We start from the raw sequence: 20607 nt of genomic DNA on the forward strand, positions 1-20607 counted from the left end.
TTTTAATTAGCTACCGGTTCTGTTCCCCAAACAAGTACGCCATTATGATACAACGTAGCTTTCGTATGATCGGCGAATGAAGTCTGCGTGCCTTTATACGAGTAATCGTCACTTTCGTTATAGTTCGACCAGTCTGTTTTATGAATACGGGTTTGAATTTCGCCCGTGCTTCCTCCAGATGCTAACACGCCTGCATCCGAGTTGAAGCTGACTTCCAAATAATAATCAGCGCCGGTGACGGCCTTATCCATTTTAACCAGTTTACCATTCAGCTTTGAGCAGCTCAGCATTGCATAGTCGCAGTTGAATGTCTGCGCGCGGTCGCCGTCGATCGTGTAGTAGTAGCGAATTTTCAACTCGTTGATCGGTACGGAGGCTGTACCTTTGTTTACAATTTGGAAGTGCGGGTTCAAGTTATTGTCGTCCACATTTGTATCCGCTGCGCGATACTGGAGCACCAGTCCCGTTGTCGGCTGCTGAGTATCCGCTTTCGGTGCTGCGCTAGCCGTGTTCGAAACCGTTTGACCTGCATCGTTCTTCGCTACGACTTGGTAATAGTACATCGTGTCTGCCGTTACGGCTGTGTCGGTGTAGCTGCTTTCGTATACATCGCTCGCTACGGTGGCGAACGTACCGTTTTCAGCCGTCGAACGCTTCACTTCATAGCTTGCGGCATTCGCCGATGCTGTCCAGCTCAGCTTTACTTTCGCCGTTTCGCCCGCTGCCTTCAGTGTGAAGCTACCCGGTACAGACGGTTGCTCGGTAATACCATACGTTTTTAAGTTAGTCGGGAGCTTTTCAAGCGTAATGACGTTTGGATGGTTATACACTTTTTTCAGATGCTCAAGACTGTTTTGTTTGCCGTCTCTCAGGAAATCCCCATACCATGTAGCGAACCAGCTCCAATGGGCTTGATACGCCTTCATCAGATCTGGGTCCGGGATAGGTCCGTTTTCGCTCATGGCAACTAACTTTTTGTCCTTGCCCAATGTAACAAGGTCTTCGTATTTTGCAATTTGCGGACTGTAGTCGCCTGCCTGCGGATAAGAATCAAAGCTCAAAATATCCACATACTCGTCTCCCGGGTACCAATCAGGCGCTACAGAATTCCATACCCAAATCAAATTGTTCAGTTTGTGCATATTCGTCAAACGGTCATGCATCAAAATATACAATTTTTTAACAGGCTCAGGGCCTTTGGCGCCCCACCAGAACCATTTGCCTTCCGCTTCGTGCAAAGGACGGAACAGCATAGGAACTTTCGCATCCTGCAACTTCTTCAATTGCCCTGCAATCACATCGATGTCGCGAATAAGCAATGTATAATCTTCGGACTCTGGATGATTCATCGCATATTCGATATCGAATGTGGTCGAATCGGCATAGAAGCCTCTCCACCATTCTTTTCCCTGCGTATCGATCAGACCTTTCGGCGCGTTCCAGTGCCATGCAAAGGTAACGATGCCCCCTTGCTTATCCCATGCAATCGCCTTTTCCGTCTCTGTGGAACTAAGACCGTGTTCCGCTCTGCTTGGCGAATAGTCGATCAGGTCAAGCGCTGCAATTGCTGGTTTTTTACCTACATTGGCTTGAAGCCAATCAATTTCGTTTATCTCCTCCTGACCAGAGAGCATATTCTTCCCGTATTGATCAACCAGGTAGTTCATCAATGCTCTTGCTTCTATCGTCGCATTCGGATTAATGAGCGTTTTGGTTACCGCATGCGGTGGACGGTCAGTAGCTGGCTCCAGCTTGACATAGTCGATATCATACCAGCCCCAGCCTGTTTCAAAACCGATCGTATTGGCCCCTGCATTCAACAGAACCTTACCACCGGAAGTCTCTTTAAAATCAGCCGATTTCGAAAGTATCAGCTCGCCAGACGCTTTGCCGTTTAAAGAGAAGTTCGTGCGTTTGTCATCATGAGGAGAACGGTAGCCGATTGTAAGATTGTACAAGCCTGCCGCCTCTGCCTGAATCGTCATCGCCAGGGAATCCCCCGGATTGTGGAAATTAGTTACATAACCAGTACCTGAGAAGCCAGTCCCGCTGGATTCCACAATGGTTCCCTTCAGCGTGCCCTCTTCGGCTTCATAGCGATTCGATCCGTCTACAGGCGCTCTAGGAACCGCTTTCAAAACATTGGATTCGCTCATTCCCGCCTTTGTTTTTGCGGTTATTTTATAATAATAAGAAGTGCCGTTCGTTACGTTGGTATCTGTATAAGACGTTTCGACCAAGTTGGATGCTACAGCAGTAAAAGGACCATTTTCATACGTAGCCCGCTGTACACTGTACCCTACAGCTCCGCTGGAAGCGTCCCAGGACAAATCGACTTTCCCATCGCCAGTCTCAGCTCTCAGCGCAAAGTTTTCGGGACCTTCCACAGGTGTATCATTGCCAACAGTCAGCACGATGTGATAAGCCGTCAATGGTGGTACTGTATAGGTAAAGCGGTTGCCTGAAATTTGCGTGATTGGTGCGGATTCCTTAATTTGCGAGCTATTTTTGTCGAAGCCCCATACTTTACCGGAACCGTAAGTCGTCTCGCCGGAAAGATCAAATTGGGCGCCGAATGCGCTGTCCATGCTTTTATTCATGACAACGAGGTGCAGTTCTTTGTAGGATGCATCTGTTACGGAAGCATGCACCGAGCTATTAACAATATCCGACGTTTGCGCGTTAACGCTGATATCACCGAAAGTAGAGCTTTTTCCGTCATAATTGCGATAAAGCTTGTAAGCGGCACTAACGTAGTTGTTGGCACCCTCCTTTAACTTCCAGTAGTTTGCCATATAAACGTCGTTTTTGCCCAAGATGCCCAACACATCGGCCATAGCGATACCGCCAGAAATATCATTTTCGCCGCCATAGCTATACTCAGTCAAAGCCAGCTTGGTTCCCGGGTAATACTTATCCACCGACTGCTTTAATCGAGGCAATAAAGGCAAGAATTCACTGTTCCATTGAGCGATCCAGCTATCTTCCTTGTAGGTCGGATCCCACAAAGTACGAGGCGCCTGCATTCTGGCTTTCTTCGTTTCGTCATTGCCTACCTCATTCGTAATTCGTATGCCTCCGCCCATCGCTTCGGGATACCAGTGGACGTCGAAAACATCCAGCAATCTCTTGCCTTCAGCTTGCGAGCTAAGGCGCATTTGATCCAGGTAATAGTCCACGAACCAGCTGTAGTTGCCTTTTACAGAGTTCCAATCAGGTGCGGTTTGAAGATCTGTATAGGCGCCAAAACCGTAAAGAACGGGCCCAAAAATTTCCGCACCCGCGTCAACCGCTTTAACAGCTTTGGATAAACTTACCGACCGGTCTACCAACTCTTTGGCTCCGACCTTTTCACCATGAATGCGCGGATGCGTGTGCGACCAGAGAGCGGGTTCATTGTCGAGCGCATATCCTTTCACGCCCGTCTTTGTTGAAGCAACGCCGTACTTTTTCACTAAAAAGTTGACGAATTCATCCGCATAAACCTGATTGTCATTCAGATCAGGCTGTAGTTGAAACGGCGCATTTTTAGCGTTTACGACCTGATTCCAACGAGCAGAAGGGGCCTTTTCACTTTCCTGCACACTTCCGTTTCCATCCTTGGCCACATAACCAGCCATCGGCAGCGTGACTAAAGAATATGTGCCCTGCTTCAGCGATTGATCGTGAAACGAGGTTGCCACCGCACCTGGCTTTTCACATTCGGCTTTTGTCAATCCGGCGTTGTCGCATAAATAGCTATCGCTGGACTGCATCCAGTCACTTCCTGCATTGGACATATTGTTTTCCCAGTTATATCCGGTCATTCGATTGCCACCAAGTCGTCTGGCAGTCAGATTCTCATCGCCTGCCAATTCCTGATTCGTACCGTAAATATAAGGGCTAATCGGCTTACGATCCTTGGATGTATCGACTTTAATGGTAACGGTCTTTGCCGTTTGACCGTGAACTACAGTTGGAGTCGGTAGAGCCCCCCCTACTATAATCGTGCATGCCATGACGACCGGCAGCCATTTGGAACGTTTGGACCAAATACCACTACTATTTTTCTCCTTCATGCCGCTTTCCTCCTTTAAGTTTGAAAAGAGCGGCACCCATACGAGTGCCGCTCTACAAGGCTTTAAGGCTCCTGATTCCAAACGAGTTTATCGTTCTGGTACAGCGTCATATCCCTGCTTGAAATGTTCCAGCCGAAGACAACACCCTCTTTCTTTGAAACTGGATTTATAATATTACCTTAACACAAAGGTATATTGACATTTTTAACTATTGTTTTAATTAGCTAGTATTAATTTCTTAAATAACCATATCGCTTGAGTATCCCAATAGCTCTTGCTTATCCACACTCGTCCTTCCTACCGTACTTTATCCTTTTGAATAAGCTTATAATAGATGCGCGCAGGCTCTGATTCTCCAGTGGATAAAATGTATTCTGCCAAAGGTGCGCACAGCTTTTGGAGGTAAAAGGAGTATAGTAGCTCGGCCGTGTCAAAATGAATTTTCAACACCTGCTTCATCAAACCTTCGAATTTGGAGTAATCCAGTTCTTCCGGGGTAATATCAAACGGGTACTCAGGAAAGGTTTTTTTCTGAATTTCAACAAATTGCTCCCTAAGCTTCGGTTGATTGCCTGAACGGGCAGCCGAGAAATTCATCATAAAAAAAGATACAAAGTCCGTCTCACGATCACTTAACTTATAGTACTCACACCAACGCATGAATATCAGTGGTTTTACCATATATAAATCTCCTTTAACAAAAGTTCAGATTTATCATGAATCTTACAAAAATCTAGTGGGTTCCATCTTATGTAATATATAGGTTAAGCCCCATTTTAAAATATGATTCCTTAAATGAATTTTGCCTTTTAACATATCCCCTTCTTATATATCTATGAAAGTGGACAACAAAAAAAGACCGTTTCAGTATCTTAATGACGCTGACCAAGTCTTCTCATAATCATCCGTATAATCGCATTCGTATTTATTCTAATCTTCTACATAGCTGCAAGGTTACAGGCTGCACGTGAACACATAAGCGGGCGGGACATTGCAGTTTACCTTTTTAATCTGAATGTCAGCAAAAAAGGTGCGGAAAAAATTGTGTTTGACCTTGCTGTACTGGAACGTAATAAATTTGCCTTCCTGGCCCAAAACCTCAGCCGTTTGTCCCAAAATAAGGCTAGATAACGCGCCTGGCAGGCTGGTGAAAGGGAGCCCTGATACGACATAATCCACTTTTGGAACCTCATACTGTCGTATATACTGCGCCACATGCTCAGCCGATCCATGAATGATGTGTACCTTCTCCAAGTGTCCGTACTTGCTTTGTAGCGTTTTGTAAAACGATTCATTAGCTTCAATCACTAAAAGTAGCGTTTCTGGACGCTTGTTCAAAATCAGCTCTTGCGTAAACACACCGGTCCCTGCACCATATTCAATAATGCACGATGCTTTGTCAAAGTAAATCGGTGTGGCAATTTGTTTGGCCAACTGTCTTGAGCTGGGTATAACAGCGCCTACGCTGCGTGGATGCCTGATGTACTCTCGAATAAAGTGAATCGCGTTCATCTTTTCCTCTCCCTGCTTGACACACATGATAGACATTCGGTTCATCGACGCTTCTTATTACATATTCATTGTATACCGATCAGAATATTGATTTCAAGCAGGCTACTGTCGGCATATAAAAAGAGCGTAGCCTTATTCGACTCTAATCAAATAATGACTACCCTCTTATTGTAACATCTATTTGTTCATGGTATCCAACTGTGTACCCTCTGCCTGCGATGCCTGTCCAGCTTTACGTCGTCGAGCGCCTATATGCATGGCAACAATCCGATAGATGGAGGCCGGCTGTAGGGATACGGCCCAGCTCGCGTCTGCATCTGGTGCAAGCACGACCCCTAGCTGGTGATGATCGCCATCGTACATGCCTCGCTGCACAAACTTGCTCTCGCCTTGCAGATTGCGTACTTCCAGCTTGCAAAAGGCAGAATTGATCCGCAAGGCCTGGTGTAACTCGGCACGGGTATTCACAATAACTCCATTCACGCGGTAAATGGCCTCGCCCGGCAGTATGCCCATGGCTGTCGCCGGACTGTCTGGCAGCACAGCGAGCACACGCATCCCTTGCTCCGGATGGACAAACATCGGGCTAAGACGACTTTCCTCCATATTACCATACCAGATCAGTGCCTCATGAGCCAGAAAAGAGAATAACGCTGCTAACAATATCAGCGGACTCCACCATGCAGCCAGCAAGCTCAGCAGAAGTAAAGCGACACTGTACAGAAGCAAGCGGTTCGAAGTGAGTACCGCCTTCTGTCGTGGTAGCTGGCCTAGCGTCACGCTGCTGAAGCCCATCAGGACTGGTAAGGCTGCCAGCATATACCCGGTTCCGGCATCGCCGCCGAACAACGGTGTCCAGGGAAGCATGAATCCTCCCTGAGTGGGTACCAGCAATAACAACGGAATGGGCCAGAGATCTTCCATCCGATAGCCGCCAACCAATCTCCCCCGTTTGCCCTCGACAAACAGTGGAGTGGCAGCTTTCCCCCCTTGCCAGCGAACCAACAGCGCCTCAGCCACATGCAGCACGGCGACCAACACCAACAGTGCTGGAATATCCAATCCGCGGATAGCCGTTACTGAAGTTCCGAGCACTCCCACAGGTTGCCAGCCACTGGCCACATTTAGGAAAAATTGAACCACACCTAGCAGACCTACCGAATAAGCGAGACACAGGTAACGGACGCGTACCAGCATGAGCAGTAATGTTGCTACCCACAGGCACACGATGGAAGCCGGGTTCAGATGCACGCTGACGAACATTCCCAGAGCGGATAGCGCCATTCCAGCAAGCAAACCACTCCATACGACACGCCAGGTCTCTGAGGCCCAGCTATGCATTTTAGTATGAAATAGCTTGCGCTCCAGCAGCATTTGCCGACGATAACCAAGTGCGACAATGAGTATTGAGATATAATAAAACGGCTGCATAAGCAGGTATAAGCAAGCATTCAAGACGCTCCATCCCCATTGTAATGCCCATTCCAAGTCCATTCACACTCCCTTATGCCCCTGGCCCGCTGTATAGCGGATCACGTACACTTCATATCCATTTATTCTATATGAAATTGCCAACGTAGGGAAGACAAACCGACAGACTGCAAATAAATCCCAATATAAAAGGAGGCTGTTTCCAGCCCCCTTGTTGTAGCCTCACTATTATTTCGCTACGCTTGTCTTCATTTCCTTCCGAATCTCTTCAATCCCCTGCTTGAGTTGATTATCATTTTTCGGATCACGAATTTTCTCAATCAGCTTGGCTTCCATCGCTGCTGCTGTCTTCGCATCAATGATGCCACTAGCCGTCAGCTTCGCTTGTTTTTGAAAAGCAATAACAGAGCTTTCAGTTACTTTGTCAAAATAGCCATCCTCGCGACCTGGTTTGTAACCCAAACCTTGCAGAATGATTTGTGCATTTTTCACATCACTGCTATTCATATTGTATTTCAAGGACTTTTCCTTGTTCAGCGGTGCTGCTGTGAAGTATTCAGGCTGTTCCACCGCGATGTTCGGCTTAATCCCTTTTTTATGAATCCACGTTCCATTTGGCGTTAACCATTTGGCAATCGTGATTTTGAGCAGGCTACCGTCACCCATTTGCTTGTCATAGCTGGTTTGTACAGTACCTTTACCAAAGGAGTTTTCCCCGATCAACACAGCACCTGCTGATTGCTGGAGAGCACCTGCCAGAATTTCGGACGCACTTGCGCTACCTTTATTCATTAGCAAAGTCACAGGGTAATTTTTACGTGAACCTTTGGATTTCTCTTCTTCACGCTTCTGATTCTTGTCTTCCACTTGTACAATCGTTTTGCCGGAAGGTACAAATTGCTGCGCAATCTCAATGACAACGGAAAGCACGCCGCCCGGGTTATTACGCACGTCAATGACGAGCCCTTTTAGCCCTTGCTTCTCGAGCTTCGCCAACTCTTCCTTGAATCGTTCTGCTGTATTCAAGGAGAACTGGGTGATCGTGATGACGCCTACACCGTCGCTTTCCATATGAGCTGTTACAGTTTCCATATCAATATTGTCACGGGTAATCGTGTATTCGAGCGGATCAGGAGAGCCACTGCGCTGAATTTTGACTTTCGCCTGACTGCCTTTAGGTCCACGGATTTTGGAAACGGCCTTGTTCAGATCCAATCCGTCCAGTGTTTCACCATTAACAGACAAAATAATATCCTTAGAGCGTAGCCCTGCCTTTTCAGCCGGCGAGCCTTTAATTGGCGTGACTACAACTACTTTTCCGTTTTCAGCCGCTACTTCAGCTCCGATCCCGGTAAAAGAGCCTTCTATAGATTGCTCGAACTGTTGTGCAGTTTCTTTACCCATATAAGAGGAATACGGGTCGCCGAGCGACTCCATCATACCATTGATGGCGCCATCCACCAGCTTGGTACGATCCACATCCTGATAATATTGTCCCTGAATCAGGTCCATCGCCGTCTCGATTTTGCGGATATCACTTCTGGAGGTAGAACTGCTACCTGTCACACTCGCCAGCAGTCCTTCGCCCAGAGCGCTGTTCCCTACTGTAGTCGTTCCAGTATAGGCAAAAGTGAGCAGACTGCCGCCAAGCAGCCCGATCACCATCAAGAGTATCGCTGTACTTTTTTTCAACATCTAATCGTCCACCGCCTTCTCGTTATCTTGTATCCTATTGCCTTACAACGCATATCCATCCACGAAGTATACGTCTAGCTTGTACGGAATATGTTAATTGTATCCTACTCCGTGTCTCAATGCACATGTTCTTCATCGGATATTAACCATTACAGCAAAGCCCTATCTACAACCGTAATGGCTATAAATAGGGCTTACCTTATTTACTATAAATAGTTCATCGGATTTACAGGTTTGTTATTTTCGCGCACCTCAAAATGACAGTGAGGTCCCGTGGAATTGCCCGTCGAACCAACTTCTGCAATTTTTTGACCACGTTTCACAGTCTGCCCCGTATGAACCACCGTACCGCCATTGCGAATGTGTCCGTATAGGGTCCATAGTCCGTCTCCATGGTCAATTACAACTGTGTTTCCATAACCACTCCACCACTCGGCAACAATGACAACACCGTCTTCAGCTGCATGAATATCAGTTCCCTGCGGAGCCGCCATATCAATACCTGTGTGGCCTTTAAGCTTGCCAGTAATCGGATGTACCCGCATACCAAAAGTAGATGAGAGTCTGTAATGAGATACAGGTAAAGCCAACGTACCTGATCCACCCGTATACGTACTGGCTGCGGCATGGCTGGAATTCGAGGCAGCGCCTGAGGAAGAAGATGCATATCGTTTGGCTTCAGCCGCACGTGCAGCCGCTCTGGCGCGTGCTGCTTTGGCAGCCTGCTCCGCTCTGAGCTTGTTCTTCTCCTGCACCAGACCCACACGTTTGTTCGCGAGGGCTACCAGCATGTCATTTTGCTCTTCGCTGATTTCATCTGACTCCGCAATATCATGATCATAATTGGAAATCAGTCTTTGCTTCTCTTTCTCCTTCGAATTCAGTTCTGCTTTGGCGCCCTGCTTGAGCGCATACAGCTTCTTGGCATTTTTATATTCCGTATCCAGCTGCTTCTTCTTACTTACGACCAGAGCCTTGTCCTTTTTATGCTCGTCCAACAGGATTTGATCCTGCTCCACGATCGTTTTCAGGGAATCTACCCGGCTAAGAAAGTCACTAAAACTGGACGAAGACATCAGCACGTCCATATATGAGACGGTTCCATCCGTATACATCAAACGCACACGAGTTTCCAGCATTTTTTCCCGTGACTGGATACGATCAATGGCCTCAGCTAAATCTTTTTTAGTCGCACGTAGATTATCTTCCGTTTGATCAATCTGAACCGCAACACGAGTCAGCTGATCACTGACACTGTTAATCTGAGCAAGCACAATTTTTAGGTTTTGCACGGTTTTATTTTTGTAATGTTGGGCATACTGTTTATCTTGAGCAGCCTTTTCCTGTTGTTGCTTGGCAGATTGGGCCTGCTTTTCCAATTTATTCAGCTGCGAATTGATCTCACTCATGCTTTTGGCATATCCGTCAGAAGGCTGGATTAGCAATGCGGCTACCAAGGTAGCGGCCAACACAGATCCTGTTTTTTTCAACTTGCACTCCCCATCCTTTATCGCAAAATAACACCGGGCTTCCCCGTTCTATTAAATCGACCACGACGTCCAACCAGCGCTTCTTATACTTTTAAGAACTTGCGCATGGACAGGGTACTGCCAACAATTCCGACCAGCATCCCCAAAATAATCAGCAATGCACTCAACTGAATCCAAATGCCTTCAAGTGGCATAAGCTTCAACATATTCAGAGCTATATCGCCCTGAACGGCTGTGAGCAAACGCTGATAGCCAGTAAATAAAATACCTACGGTAATCAAGGAACCAATGAGACCGATAAGCGCTCCTTCAATAAAAAACGGCCAGCGTATAAAAAAGTTGGTCGCACCGACCAGCTTCATAATGCCAATCTCTCTTCGTCGTGCCAATATGGTCACGCGAATCGTATTCGAGATGAGGAACATGGACATGATCGCCAGTCCAGCGACGAATATAAAGCCTACATTACGAATGAGCTTCGTAATCGTAAAGAGCGTCTCTACGGTGCCTTTTCCATAACGAACCTTTAAAATCGGTTTCTCTGGATGCAACGTATTCAGCTTCTCAATCTTTTCGGCCACAAATGGAACCGTTGTTGGTTCAATAACCTCTACCACAATTTTGTCCGGCAGTGGATTGCTGTCCTTGTCAAAACCCTCCAGCAGCTCCTTGCCGCTGTCACCCAAATCTTTGCGCAGCTCTTCCAAACCCTGAGCTTTAGTCACAAAGGTCGTTTTGCTGATTTCTGGCATCGCCGCGATTTCCTTTTGCAGTGTTTCACGCATGTTTTGCTCTACATTCAGCTCCAGAAATACGTTAACCTCCACCTGACTATCTGCCTGATCAGCCAGGGAATTGACGTTGAGCACCAGCATGATAAATACGCCCAATATGAGCAGTGACACAATAATCGAGGTGACGGATGCCACGGACATCCAGCCATTGCGGAATATGTTTTTGAAACCTTCCCGCACATGACGTAAGAAGGTGTTAAAAGTCATATCCGTACTCCCCTCTTACCTGATCCCTTACGATGTTGCCATTTTCAATGGCAATCACGCGTTTACGCATAGAGTTCACGATGTCCTTATTGTGGGTCGCCATCACAATGGTCGTGCCTCGAAAATTAATTTCGTCCAGCAACTGCATGATCTCCCACGATGTTTCCGGGTCCAGATTTCCCGTAGGTTCATCGGCAATGATCACGGAAGGATTGTTTACGATGGCCCGTGCAATCGCTACACGCTGTTGCTCCCCACCGGAAAGCTGGGCAGGCTCACGATTCATTTTTGTTTTCAAGCCAACCAGTTCAAGCACTTCGGGTACCCGTTTGCGAATCAGCTTCTTGGGAGCTTCAATAACTTCCATAGCAAAAGCCACATTCTCATAAGCCGTCAAACGCGGCAAAAGCCGGAAATCCTGAAAAATGACTCCGATGTTACGACGAACGTAGGGAATTTTACGCTGCTTGAGCTTCCCGATATTAAAACCATTGACTGAAATTTGCCCCTTGGTAGGTACTTCTTCTCTATAAATAAGCTTCATAAAAGTCGATTTCCCCGCTCCAGACGGGCCGACTACGTATACAAATTCATTGCGGTCAATTCTGACCGATACTCCTTGAAGTGCGTGGGTTCCGTTAGTATAGGTCTTCCACACATCCTGCATTTCAATCACTCGATCACTTCCCGTTGCTTAATCATATTACGCATAACCTAATATCCATTCGACATATTCCATGCATTTCCTTTAAAAACTTCTCTATTTCATCATACCGTTTATCATTGTAACAAATTTGTTACCTAAATAGTACCGAAAGTTTTCTGCTTTTGGCACATATATATGAATATTATGGCACACGAGCACGCTATCAAGCTTATCAGACAGGAGACATCTGCATTATGAAAAAAATTCATTTATCTGTTATTTGGATATGGTCTGGGTTTATGGCGCTGGCCCTGTTGTGGGGGGGACTTCATCTGTACGCCGACAGACAAACACTGCCGGAGGGAGTGAGGGTCGGAGGAATTAACGTAGGAAGCATGGATCACACAGCCGCTCTTCGGCTGGTGGATAAAAAATTGGATGCATTGAAGCAACGTCCACTACTTCTGACGGACAGTGACAGCAGTGCACAGGATATAAAAATTACACTCGGAGAAGCAGGAATTCATTATAAAGCGGAGGCATTTCGGAATGCCGTGACGGCACTCAGCTCGGAGCATCTATGGACTCGTGTGCAGACACGTTTTAACTTTGAGAAGGAATGGTCTATCACATCTTTCCGACAGGAGGAGATATTAAGGGCCCAATTCGGAGCCGATTGGGAGGAGCAACGATATGGCATGCCTATCAATGCTGTGCGACAGATTGACGGGAATGATCAGATTCGTTATATTCCGGGGCGCTCTGCCCGACGCCTAGATTGGCCCAGATTGGACGCCGCACTAGATAAGGCGCTGCCCAAGGATTTTACCGCTTCGGAAGAGCCCGTACGAGTGGAATTACCTTTCCGTCAGCTGGAACCGAAAATTTCGGTGGACAGTCTACGTAACGAAGGGATTGAGCGCAAAATTGTCCAGTTCTCCACCAGTCTGGGCAGCAGCTCGGAAGGACGCGTGTACAACGTTAACTCAGCGGCAAGCACCGTTGATGGTTTAATTCTCAAGCCGGGTGACATTTTTGACTATGGCCAATTGATTGCCAAGGCTGAGCGCACTCATGGCTTTCGTGAAGCTCCAGTGATCGTGAACGGTCAGTTGGAGTCCGGTATAGGCGGGGGGATTTGTCAGGTATCCAGCACGGTGTATAATGCAGCGCTGCGAGTCGGTTTGGACATTGTTGAGCGCCGCAACCATTCCTTGCCGGTCAGCTATCTGCCCAAAGGTCAGGATGCGACTTTCGCTACGGGGTCCATTAATTTCCGTTTTAAAAACAATACAGGCAAGCATTTGTTACTTCGTGCGGCTGTCCAAAACCGAACACTTATTGTTAAATTTTTTGGTACATTTCCGTCCAATGTTTCGTATGAACTGGAATCCCATACGGTTCGCGTACTTCCCATACCGGAGAAGAGGCTGCGTAATGACTCACTTTCCCCTGGCTTCTATCAAGTACTTCGGCAGGGCAAAGAAGGGTATGTGGTAGAAACATTTCGGGTAAAAAAGGTAGACGGAAAAGCCGTAGATCGCACCCGAATCAGCCGCGATACGTATCGAGCGCAGCAACGCATTATAGCTAGTTATGGCGGTGGCACATCGTCTGAGCCACAAACACGTGAACCCGAGAAGTCTATTGTCGAGGATGGTATAAGCGAATAAACGAAAAATCCCCCTTCCACTGTCGGCTGGACTTGTTCCAGACAGTATGAAAGGGGGATTTTAGCTATAAATTACTCGCTGCGTTTACCCAAAACAGAAATTTCTACAGGCTCACTTTCGTTACCGTCTGCATCTTTAGCTTTGATTACCAGTCTAACCGTTGCTTTTTGAGTAAACACACTGATACTAAATGTGCCATCATCTTTGGCTACTGCACTACCGATAGGCAGTTCGTTGGAATAGGCGGTTACTGTGGAACCTGCTTTAGCTGTCCCCGTAATTGTACTTTCTCCGTCATACACATTGTTGACTTTCAGTACTCCCGTAGTTGCAACTGTGTCTGTAGTGCTATCTGTAGTCGTATCCGTAGTTGTGTCTGCATCTGTGTTGGTATCTATTGTTGTAGAGTTGTTCGTAGTCGTGCTATCTGTGCTGGTATTTGTGCTGCTATCTTCTGTTTCGCTGCCAGAAGTAGTCGACGTGTTACCATAAGTGGAATCTGTCACGTTGCTGTATGTGGAATCCGTTACCGTTCCACCAGGAGTCGTCGTCAGATTATCAACAGGGCTCAGGTTGTAGCCGGAAGCAGCGTCCAGAATAGCAATTGCCTCTGCACGAGTCAGCGACTTCAGTGGCTGAAATTTACCATCCGGATAACCGTTGATGATTTTTTGCTCCGCAGCTGCCGCTACACTTTTCTTTGCCCAAGATCCAATTTTGTCGGAGTCAATAAATTTAGTAACATCTGCTGCGTTACCCGCAGTGAGTCCAATAGCTTTGCCTACGATAGCCGCAGCCTCTTGACGTGTTACCTTACCATTTGGTTTGAGCTTGTTACCTGCATAGCCGCTTATGTAACCTGCATTCACGGCACTTGTCAGCTCGTTGTATGCCCAGTGAGAAGCTGGTACATCTGTGAACGTTCTGCCTCCATTACCGTTTACTTTTACACTGTCCGCATACGTTACGTCTGTCACAGCTGGAGTATCCTGCGTGAACGTACCCAAGCTGCGGTTCAGAAGAACAATAAATTCTGCACGTGTGATTGCCGCATCCGGTTTTACCGCGCCGTCCAATTGTCCTGTGGCTGACCAGCGTTGCACCTGATCTCCTGCCCAATGTCCATTTGTAGTTTGAGGAGCAGCTGCCGCTGCGCTGAATGCGCTAAGAATAAGACCTGTACTCAATACACCTGTAACTGTATTTCTTAACTTTTTTCCCATGCTATAAATTCCTCCTCTGATTGGATTCATCATTCTTTTTTAAACACTTTACCAGAAATCAAACCCAAATAGCCCCCAAATTAAAAAAATCGTCCCATATAACCATACCCCCTCCTAATGTAGGATAAATAAGAAACGGGACTTAATACCTAGTCACTCACTTGGATATGTATATTTAGACAGGCTAAGGTATACTGAATGAATACTCAGTCATATGCTGAACACCGCAATGAGGTCACAATTCCCTAGGAAAAGAGGTCTTCTTATGGCTCTTATTCAATGTCAGTTTTATTCGGAAGTTCTTGGTCTGAGCACATCCATGAATGTTATTCTTCCTCAGGCAACCCGTTCACAAATTGGACTAGAGGGCAAGCAAGGAACCGGGCCACATCCGACGCTGTATTTGCTGCATGGCCTATCGGACGATGATTCAACCTGGTTGCGTCGAACCTCCATTGAACGCTATGTGGCCTCATTGGGCCTGGCTGTCGTTATGCCCCAAGTACATCGGAGTTTCTATACGAATATGGAGCAAGGAGCGGCTTATTGGACTTTTATCAGTGAAGAATTGCCGGCTTTGGCACGTTCATTCTTTCCTCTATCCGACAAGCGTGAGGATAATTTTGTAGCCGGACTTTCTATGGGTGGATATGGTGCTTTCAAACTGGCACTCCAGCATCCAGAGCGGTTTGCAGCCGCTGCCAGTCTTTCGGGAGTCATGGATTTACACGCATCACGCACCGATCCTATGCAAAATGCGATGAGTCCAGCGGAATGGCTTAACATTTTTGGGCCAGATGAAATACGCGGAACAGATCACGACTTGCTAGAGTTGCTACAACGTCATGCTGCCTTGGGGACCTCACTCCCCCGACTCTACCAATGCTGCGGCACAGAGGATTTCCTCTATAAGGGAAATCAGGCTTTTCGTGAAACATGTAGTACCGTCGGGGTTCCGCTGACCTACGAAGAAGGTCCTGGAGCGCATGAATGGGGATACTGGGACGCGAAAATTCAGGATGTTCTGGCATGGCTACCGCTCAAAGAGCACTAAACAGGTTAAAAAAATCCCCGTAGCTTCTCTCATCGCACCATGGCGAAGGGATAGGCTCGGGGATTTATTATATGCACATTAGGGATTTGTTGTGGTCTCCGTTGATGGAGATTCTTTAGTTAGTGACTTAGGCAGTACTTTATACAGGCGCCACTCGCCATTAAACTCACGTTCAAGCTGAACCCATGGGGCACCATGTTCATATAAGTTCGGATATACCATATTGATTTTACTCAGTGGCATGCCTGACATGATCTTAGGTACAAGGATATAATCCACATGGTGATCCTGCGGATAACTTAATGCCTTATTGAACGAATAATCGCTGGTGATCAGGAAGCGTTTAGGATGTTGGCTGTAAACAATCATGGTGTAGGCTGAAGCCGAATCGGTCATAATGGTAGACTTCGGCAGATGCTCATCCAACCAAACGGCAATCCTACGATCTGACTCCTGTCTCACATAGTTCACATTACCTGTCCGTGTGAGAAAGCTGTTCTCATCCGGTGCAATATCCGGGCGAGTCAACGCATAGGAAAGTAATCCAGCGGTAAGCAGCAGACTGACGGATACCAGGCCAAAGGCTGCCCTCCGCCATCGTCCCTGAAGCTGGCTCAACTCATAAGGCAACCAGGCTATGGTAATTGGGAATACATACATAAAATAACGAAACCATCCATACGAAGATTGCTTCATCATAAGTAAAAACTGCAATCCCGGCACTGATAGGAACAGCAGCAAAATAATCAGTGTTCCCCATCGGAACAAGCGTCCACTCAACAGACGAATGAACAGAATAGCCAACAACGGTACCGAATACCAAAGTGTTTTGGAAGCAATAAATTTCAAGGCCACCAGCGGATTGGAGAAAATCTCTACAAACTTATCATCATTCAGCAGCTCTGCCGATTGGGCCGTGTTCGAATACTCCGAATTCAGGAAGTAAAAAGCATTCCCCATAATGAGATAGTTAAAGAAAATCCATAACAGCCCGGAAAAGACCACGGGGATCAGAAGCAGTAACCACGTTGCCTCGACCTTGTGCAGTTTTTCTCGCAAGGCCAGCTCGCGTCTGCCCATGTTTCGATGGAGAAACAAAACCGCCAAGACCACGCCACCTGCCATTGCCACGCCCAGAGGAACCGCTTCATAACGAGTCCAGAACGCCATGGCAAGCGCTAATCCAGAAACAATCAGACTTGCCGTCATGCGATCCTTGAGCCACAATGCAAACTCAATCACCGTCATCATAATGAAATATATGTATAGCGAATCACTCAGCCCATTGGCACCAAACAGTAAAATAAACGGATTCAGTGCATACAACAAAGCCAGCAGCAAGCTCATACTAGAGCTAAGCCCTGTTCTGACACCCGCCCGATATAGCAACATAGCGGTCAAAGCAGAAAAGGTAGCACTCAAAATAATAGCAGCCAATCCATAGGTGGCTAATGCCGGAAAGATTGGATACAGCAGTAGAATCACCATTTCCAGAAGACTGGGTAGTGGATTCCAGATAAATCCGATGGCGCCCAGATGCGGGTCGCGGCTGTACAGCACGTAAAATGCGTTAGCTACGCGACTGAGCGCGTCTGTGTGCATATATCCCAGAACATAGCTGAAATAGATGCCCGCAGAAAGTTCCAATGCAAGTATAAATACAAACAGACCTATAGCCATCCATCTGCTTGCAGACCATTTGCGAAAGGACATTCCTCTCGTTCCCCCTCAAACTTCTTGCGGTGATACAGCTGTAGCCCACTCACACCCTACAGCTGTATTCTTCCCTCCGCTACGATGCACTAAAATATAATAATTATTTCGATTCTTCATGCTCTATTTTGTACAGTCGCCACTGCCCGTCAAAGTCATGTACCAACGAGGCCCACGGCGCTCCCTTTTCGAATAAATCAGGATAGCTCCGGTTTACCTGATCCAGCGGTACCCCATCCACCAAGCGCGTGACCAAGACATAATCCACCTTGGAAGCAGGCAGATCTATTAAAGATTCCCCAAAATCATAATCACTCGTAATCATAAACTTCTTCGGAATTTTGCTGCTCAAAATGATCGGATAGGCGGCATAAGAATCTGTCAAAATAAGAGATGAACCATAATACTCATCCAGCCACGGCGCTATTTTCCGCTCAATAATTTGACGTTCGTAGCTTTCATTACCACTATGCGTCAAATAGCTGTGTTCATCTGCTGCAATCGCGGGGTTCGTCAGTGCGTAGGATAACAAGCCTGCTGTTACCAACATCCCTGCCGTTACCAGTGAGATTCCGATCCCCCGCATTTTCCCCTTCAACAGACTAAGCTCATACGGCAGCCAAGCAACCGTAATCGGGAATACATACATAAAATATCGGAACCAGCCAAACGAAGAATGCTTAAACATCAGTAAAAGCTGAAGCCCGGGTACCGATAAAAAGATTGCTAATAGCGTAAGCGTGCTCCAACTCCACAGACGTTTGTCCAATAGGCGTATAAGCAAAATGGAAATTAACGGAGCCGCATACCATAAGGTTCGTTGCCCGACAAACTTTAGCATCAGCACAGGGTGAGCAAACATTTCTACAAAGCGCTGATCCTCTAACAAAGCCGCTGATTGTGTGGAATTGGAATATTGCGAGCGTAAAAAGTAAAGCGGGTCGCCCATGATAATCCAGTTAAAAAAGAGCCACAGCAAACCGGAAAAGACAAGCGGCAGCAACAATAGAAGCCATGTCGCTTCTACCTTGTACAGGCGCTCTTTTAAAGACAATTGCGTTCTAACGCTCTCTCTGTTTGTACGCCACCGATGCAGAAAAAAGATCGTCAGCAATACACCCAAAGCCATCGCAACGCCAAGCGGAACCGCTTCATAGCGCACCCAAAAAGCGAGTGCAAGTGCAAAACCGGATACGATCAAATTCGCCGCCTTGCGATCCTTCAACCACATACAAAATCGACTCACTGTCAACAGGATGAAAAAGATATATGGCGAGTCACTTAAGCCGTTGAAGCCAAACAGAAACATAAATGGATTCAGTGAAAATAATAGCGCAATCAGCAAGCTGGTTGCACCGTGAAGCCCCAACTGTTTGCCCGTCGCATACAATAATGCCGCGCTCGCCCCTGCAAACAGGCTGCTCACAATCACTGCCGCCAGCCCGTGGGAAGCGAGTACTGGAAATAAAGGATAAAACAACAGCACGATCAGTTCCATCAAACTGGGCAGCGGATTCCATACAAACCCGATAGCACCCAAGTGTGGATCACGACTGTATAGCACATAAAATGCATTAGCCACTCGACTGAGCGCATCGGTATGCATATAGCCAAGATGCCATGCAAAATACACACCCACCGCCAGTTCAAGAGCAGCAATAAAAGCAAACAATGACAGCAATTTTCCGTGTTTTCTTAAAATCATGAAACCTCTTTCTGACGCTGTTGCGGAACGGAGAAGATCCAGTAGCGGTTCCAGAAATAATTATGAACAGGCACGATGATGGTAGTTAGTACTTCACCGATCAGATACGACCAACCGATCCAGTGAATGGTCACGTACATCAGGGCGGCATTTAAGAGTAAGCCACAGGTACAGACCAATAAATATTTAAGAAACTGGGTGCGGCTTCCCTCACCGGTAGGCTCGAACGTCCAGTTTCGGTTCAGCACATAGGAAACGAGCAGCGTAACCACGAATCCTATTGTAGTAGCCATTACTGCAGGTACCGTAAACAGCTCCACCAGCAGCACAAGTACACCAACATGGATACCTGTACCCAGCAGTCCTACAATACCGTATTTAATGATTGGATACTTTAGATATGAACGTCTGATCATGTTGATTAAACTCCCTGTCCACCCACAATCGGTCAGCATTCGCCCGTTTATCTGCTATCAGATAGCGAGGTCTAGCTTTGACTTCGTGATATATGGCGGCAATATATTCTCCTACTACTCCGATCGACAGCATGAGTACACTGCCGATAATCAAGAGCAGCAAAATGACAGTGGTAAAACCGGTCACAGCGTCACCCATTAATTTACGCATTAAGGTCTGAATCCCCAATACGACTGAAATCAGCATAAAAATGAGGCCCATTAGACTTACAACCCGCAATGGTACTGTCGAAAACGAAACGATCGCTTCTGCTGCCAGTCGAGTCAGCCCTAACGGACTCCAGCGGCTTGGACCCTCTTCGCGTGGAGCCACTCGGAAAGAAATCTGGGTTTTACGGAAACCGAGCCAGGCCGTCATTCCGCGAAAAAACGGCATCCGCTCTGGCATCGCCATCCAGGCATCCACCACTCGTCGATCCAGTAGCTTATAATCGGAGGCATCCTTGAGATTAAAGCCCGTCAAGCGGTTCAAGGTCGCGTAGAACAAAGAAGCTCCAAGCTTTTTGCCCACCGACTCTTCTCCCCGGAATTCTTTCACACATTCGACCAAATCATAACCTTCATTTTGCCATAAACGCACCATTTCTCCAATCATCTCAGGAGGGTGCTGCAAATCACCGTCCATGACAATGATTGCATCGCCAGAGGCATTTTCCAGACCTGCGCACAACGCCAGTTCCTTACCGAAGTTCCGACTCAACCGGAGCGCGAGCAAAGAGGGCATTCGATGGGATAATTCAGACAATTTAAGCCACGTATCGTCCTTGGAACCATCATCTACAATGATGAGTTCATAGCGTGAGGTGACAACAGACAGTACCCCATCAATCACCTTAAGCGAACGCTCAAGATGCGAGCTTTCATTGTACATGGGAATGACGACGGATAAAAAAGGTGTTTTTGTCTCCATTCTTGCTCCTTCTTTCTTCA

15 protein-coding genes are annotated in these 20607 nt (G+C 47.0%); 2 read left to right on the forward strand and 13 right to left on the reverse strand.

Going from position 1 to position 20607, the window contains the following annotated elements; translation table 11 throughout:
• Positions 1-2 precede the first annotated feature (2 nt).
• From MKY75_RS22330 to ftsE, 8 genes are all read right to left on the reverse strand, one after another.
• Positions 3-4058 (reverse strand): glycosyl hydrolase, encoded by a 4056-nt coding sequence (locus tag MKY75_RS22330; protein ID WP_340886548.1) that lies wholly within the window; start codon positions 4056-4058, stop codon positions 3-5.
• 297 nt (positions 4059-4355) lie between these two features.
• Positions 4356-4739: a hypothetical protein gene (locus tag MKY75_RS22335; protein ID WP_029514546.1), complete on the reverse strand. Its 384-nt coding sequence runs from the start codon at positions 4737-4739 to the stop codon at positions 4356-4358.
• A 273-nt stretch (positions 4740-5012) separates the two neighbouring features.
• Positions 5013-5570 (reverse strand): class I SAM-dependent methyltransferase, encoded by a 558-nt coding sequence (locus tag MKY75_RS22340; protein WP_029514547.1) that lies wholly within the window; start codon positions 5568-5570, stop codon positions 5013-5015.
• 177 nt (positions 5571-5747) lie between these two features.
• Positions 5748-7064 (reverse strand): PDZ domain-containing protein, encoded by a 1317-nt coding sequence (locus tag MKY75_RS22345; protein ID WP_318627917.1) that lies wholly within the window; start codon positions 7062-7064, stop codon positions 5748-5750.
• 165 nt (positions 7065-7229) lie between these two features.
• Positions 7230-8696 carry a S41 family peptidase gene (locus tag MKY75_RS22350; protein WP_029514549.1) on the reverse strand — a complete coding sequence of 489 codons (1467 nt, stop codon included), beginning with the start codon at positions 8694-8696 and terminating at the stop codon, positions 7230-7232.
• Positions 8697-8902: 206 nt separating this feature from the next.
• Positions 8903-10186, reverse strand: a complete 1284-nt coding sequence (locus MKY75_RS22355; protein WP_029514550.1) for a M23 family metallopeptidase — start codon at positions 10184-10186, stop codon at positions 8903-8905.
• Between the two features lie 83 nt (positions 10187-10269).
• Positions 10270-11187 (reverse strand): permease-like cell division protein FtsX, encoded by a 918-nt coding sequence (gene ftsX / locus MKY75_RS22360; RefSeq protein WP_013312238.1) that lies wholly within the window; start codon positions 11185-11187, stop codon positions 10270-10272.
• On the reverse strand, positions 11177-11863 hold the full coding sequence (ftsE, locus tag MKY75_RS22365) for a cell division ATP-binding protein FtsE (RefSeq protein ID WP_023990620.1): 687 nt from the start codon (positions 11861-11863) through the stop codon (positions 11177-11179). The genes ftsX and ftsE overlap by 11 nt, the downstream gene beginning before the upstream one ends.
• Positions 11864-12087: 224 nt before the next feature.
• Here ftsE and MKY75_RS22370 point away from each other — a divergent pair, with 224 nt between their 5' ends.
• The gene (locus tag MKY75_RS22370) at positions 12088-13506 is read left to right on the forward strand and encodes a VanW family protein (RefSeq protein WP_340886550.1); all 1419 of its coding nucleotides are present in this window, start codon (positions 12088-12090) and stop codon (positions 13504-13506) included.
• 71 nt (positions 13507-13577) lie between these two features.
• Here the strand turns inward: MKY75_RS22370 and MKY75_RS22375 are convergent, their stop codons facing one another.
• Positions 13578-14729 (reverse strand): S-layer homology domain-containing protein, encoded by a 1152-nt coding sequence (locus tag MKY75_RS22375; RefSeq protein WP_029514552.1) that lies wholly within the window; start codon positions 14727-14729, stop codon positions 13578-13580.
• Positions 14730-14994: 265 nt separating this feature from the next.
• On the opposite strand from MKY75_RS22375, the gene MKY75_RS22380 reads away from it, so the two are divergent.
• Entirely contained in the window at positions 14995-15783 is a 789-nt protein-coding gene (locus tag MKY75_RS22380) for an alpha/beta hydrolase (protein ID WP_029514553.1), read from the forward strand.
• Between the two features lie 78 nt (positions 15784-15861).
• Here the strand turns inward: MKY75_RS22380 and MKY75_RS22385 are convergent, their stop codons facing one another.
• The 4 genes from MKY75_RS22385 to MKY75_RS22400 all read right to left on the reverse strand — a co-directional run bounded on the left by MKY75_RS22385 (position 15862) and on the right by MKY75_RS22400 (position 20587).
• A complete protein-coding gene (locus MKY75_RS22385) occupies positions 15862-17496 on the reverse strand; it encodes a glycosyltransferase family 39 protein (RefSeq protein WP_340886551.1) in 1635 nt (544 codons plus the stop codon).
• A gap of 103 nt (positions 17497-17599) precedes the next feature.
• On the reverse strand, positions 17600-19201 hold the full coding sequence (locus tag MKY75_RS22390) for an ArnT family glycosyltransferase (protein ID WP_069010683.1): 1602 nt from the start codon (positions 19199-19201) through the stop codon (positions 17600-17602).
• Positions 19198-19617: a GtrA family protein gene (locus MKY75_RS22395; RefSeq protein ID WP_029514556.1), complete on the reverse strand. Its 420-nt coding sequence runs from the start codon at positions 19615-19617 to the stop codon at positions 19198-19200. Before MKY75_RS22395 ends, MKY75_RS22390 begins: the two co-directional genes overlap by 4 nt.
• Positions 19580-20587 carry a glycosyltransferase family 2 protein gene (locus MKY75_RS22400; RefSeq protein ID WP_029514557.1) on the reverse strand — a complete coding sequence of 336 codons (1008 nt, stop codon included), beginning with the start codon at positions 20585-20587 and terminating at the stop codon, positions 19580-19582. The genes MKY75_RS22395 and MKY75_RS22400 overlap by 38 nt, the downstream gene beginning before the upstream one ends.
• Between the last annotated feature and the right edge of the window lie 20 nt (positions 20588-20607).

This window comes from Paenibacillus sp. FSL L8-0663 (assembly GCF_038008125.1).
Classification (GTDB): Bacteria; Bacillota; Bacilli; order Paenibacillales; family Paenibacillaceae; genus Paenibacillus; species Paenibacillus polymyxa_D.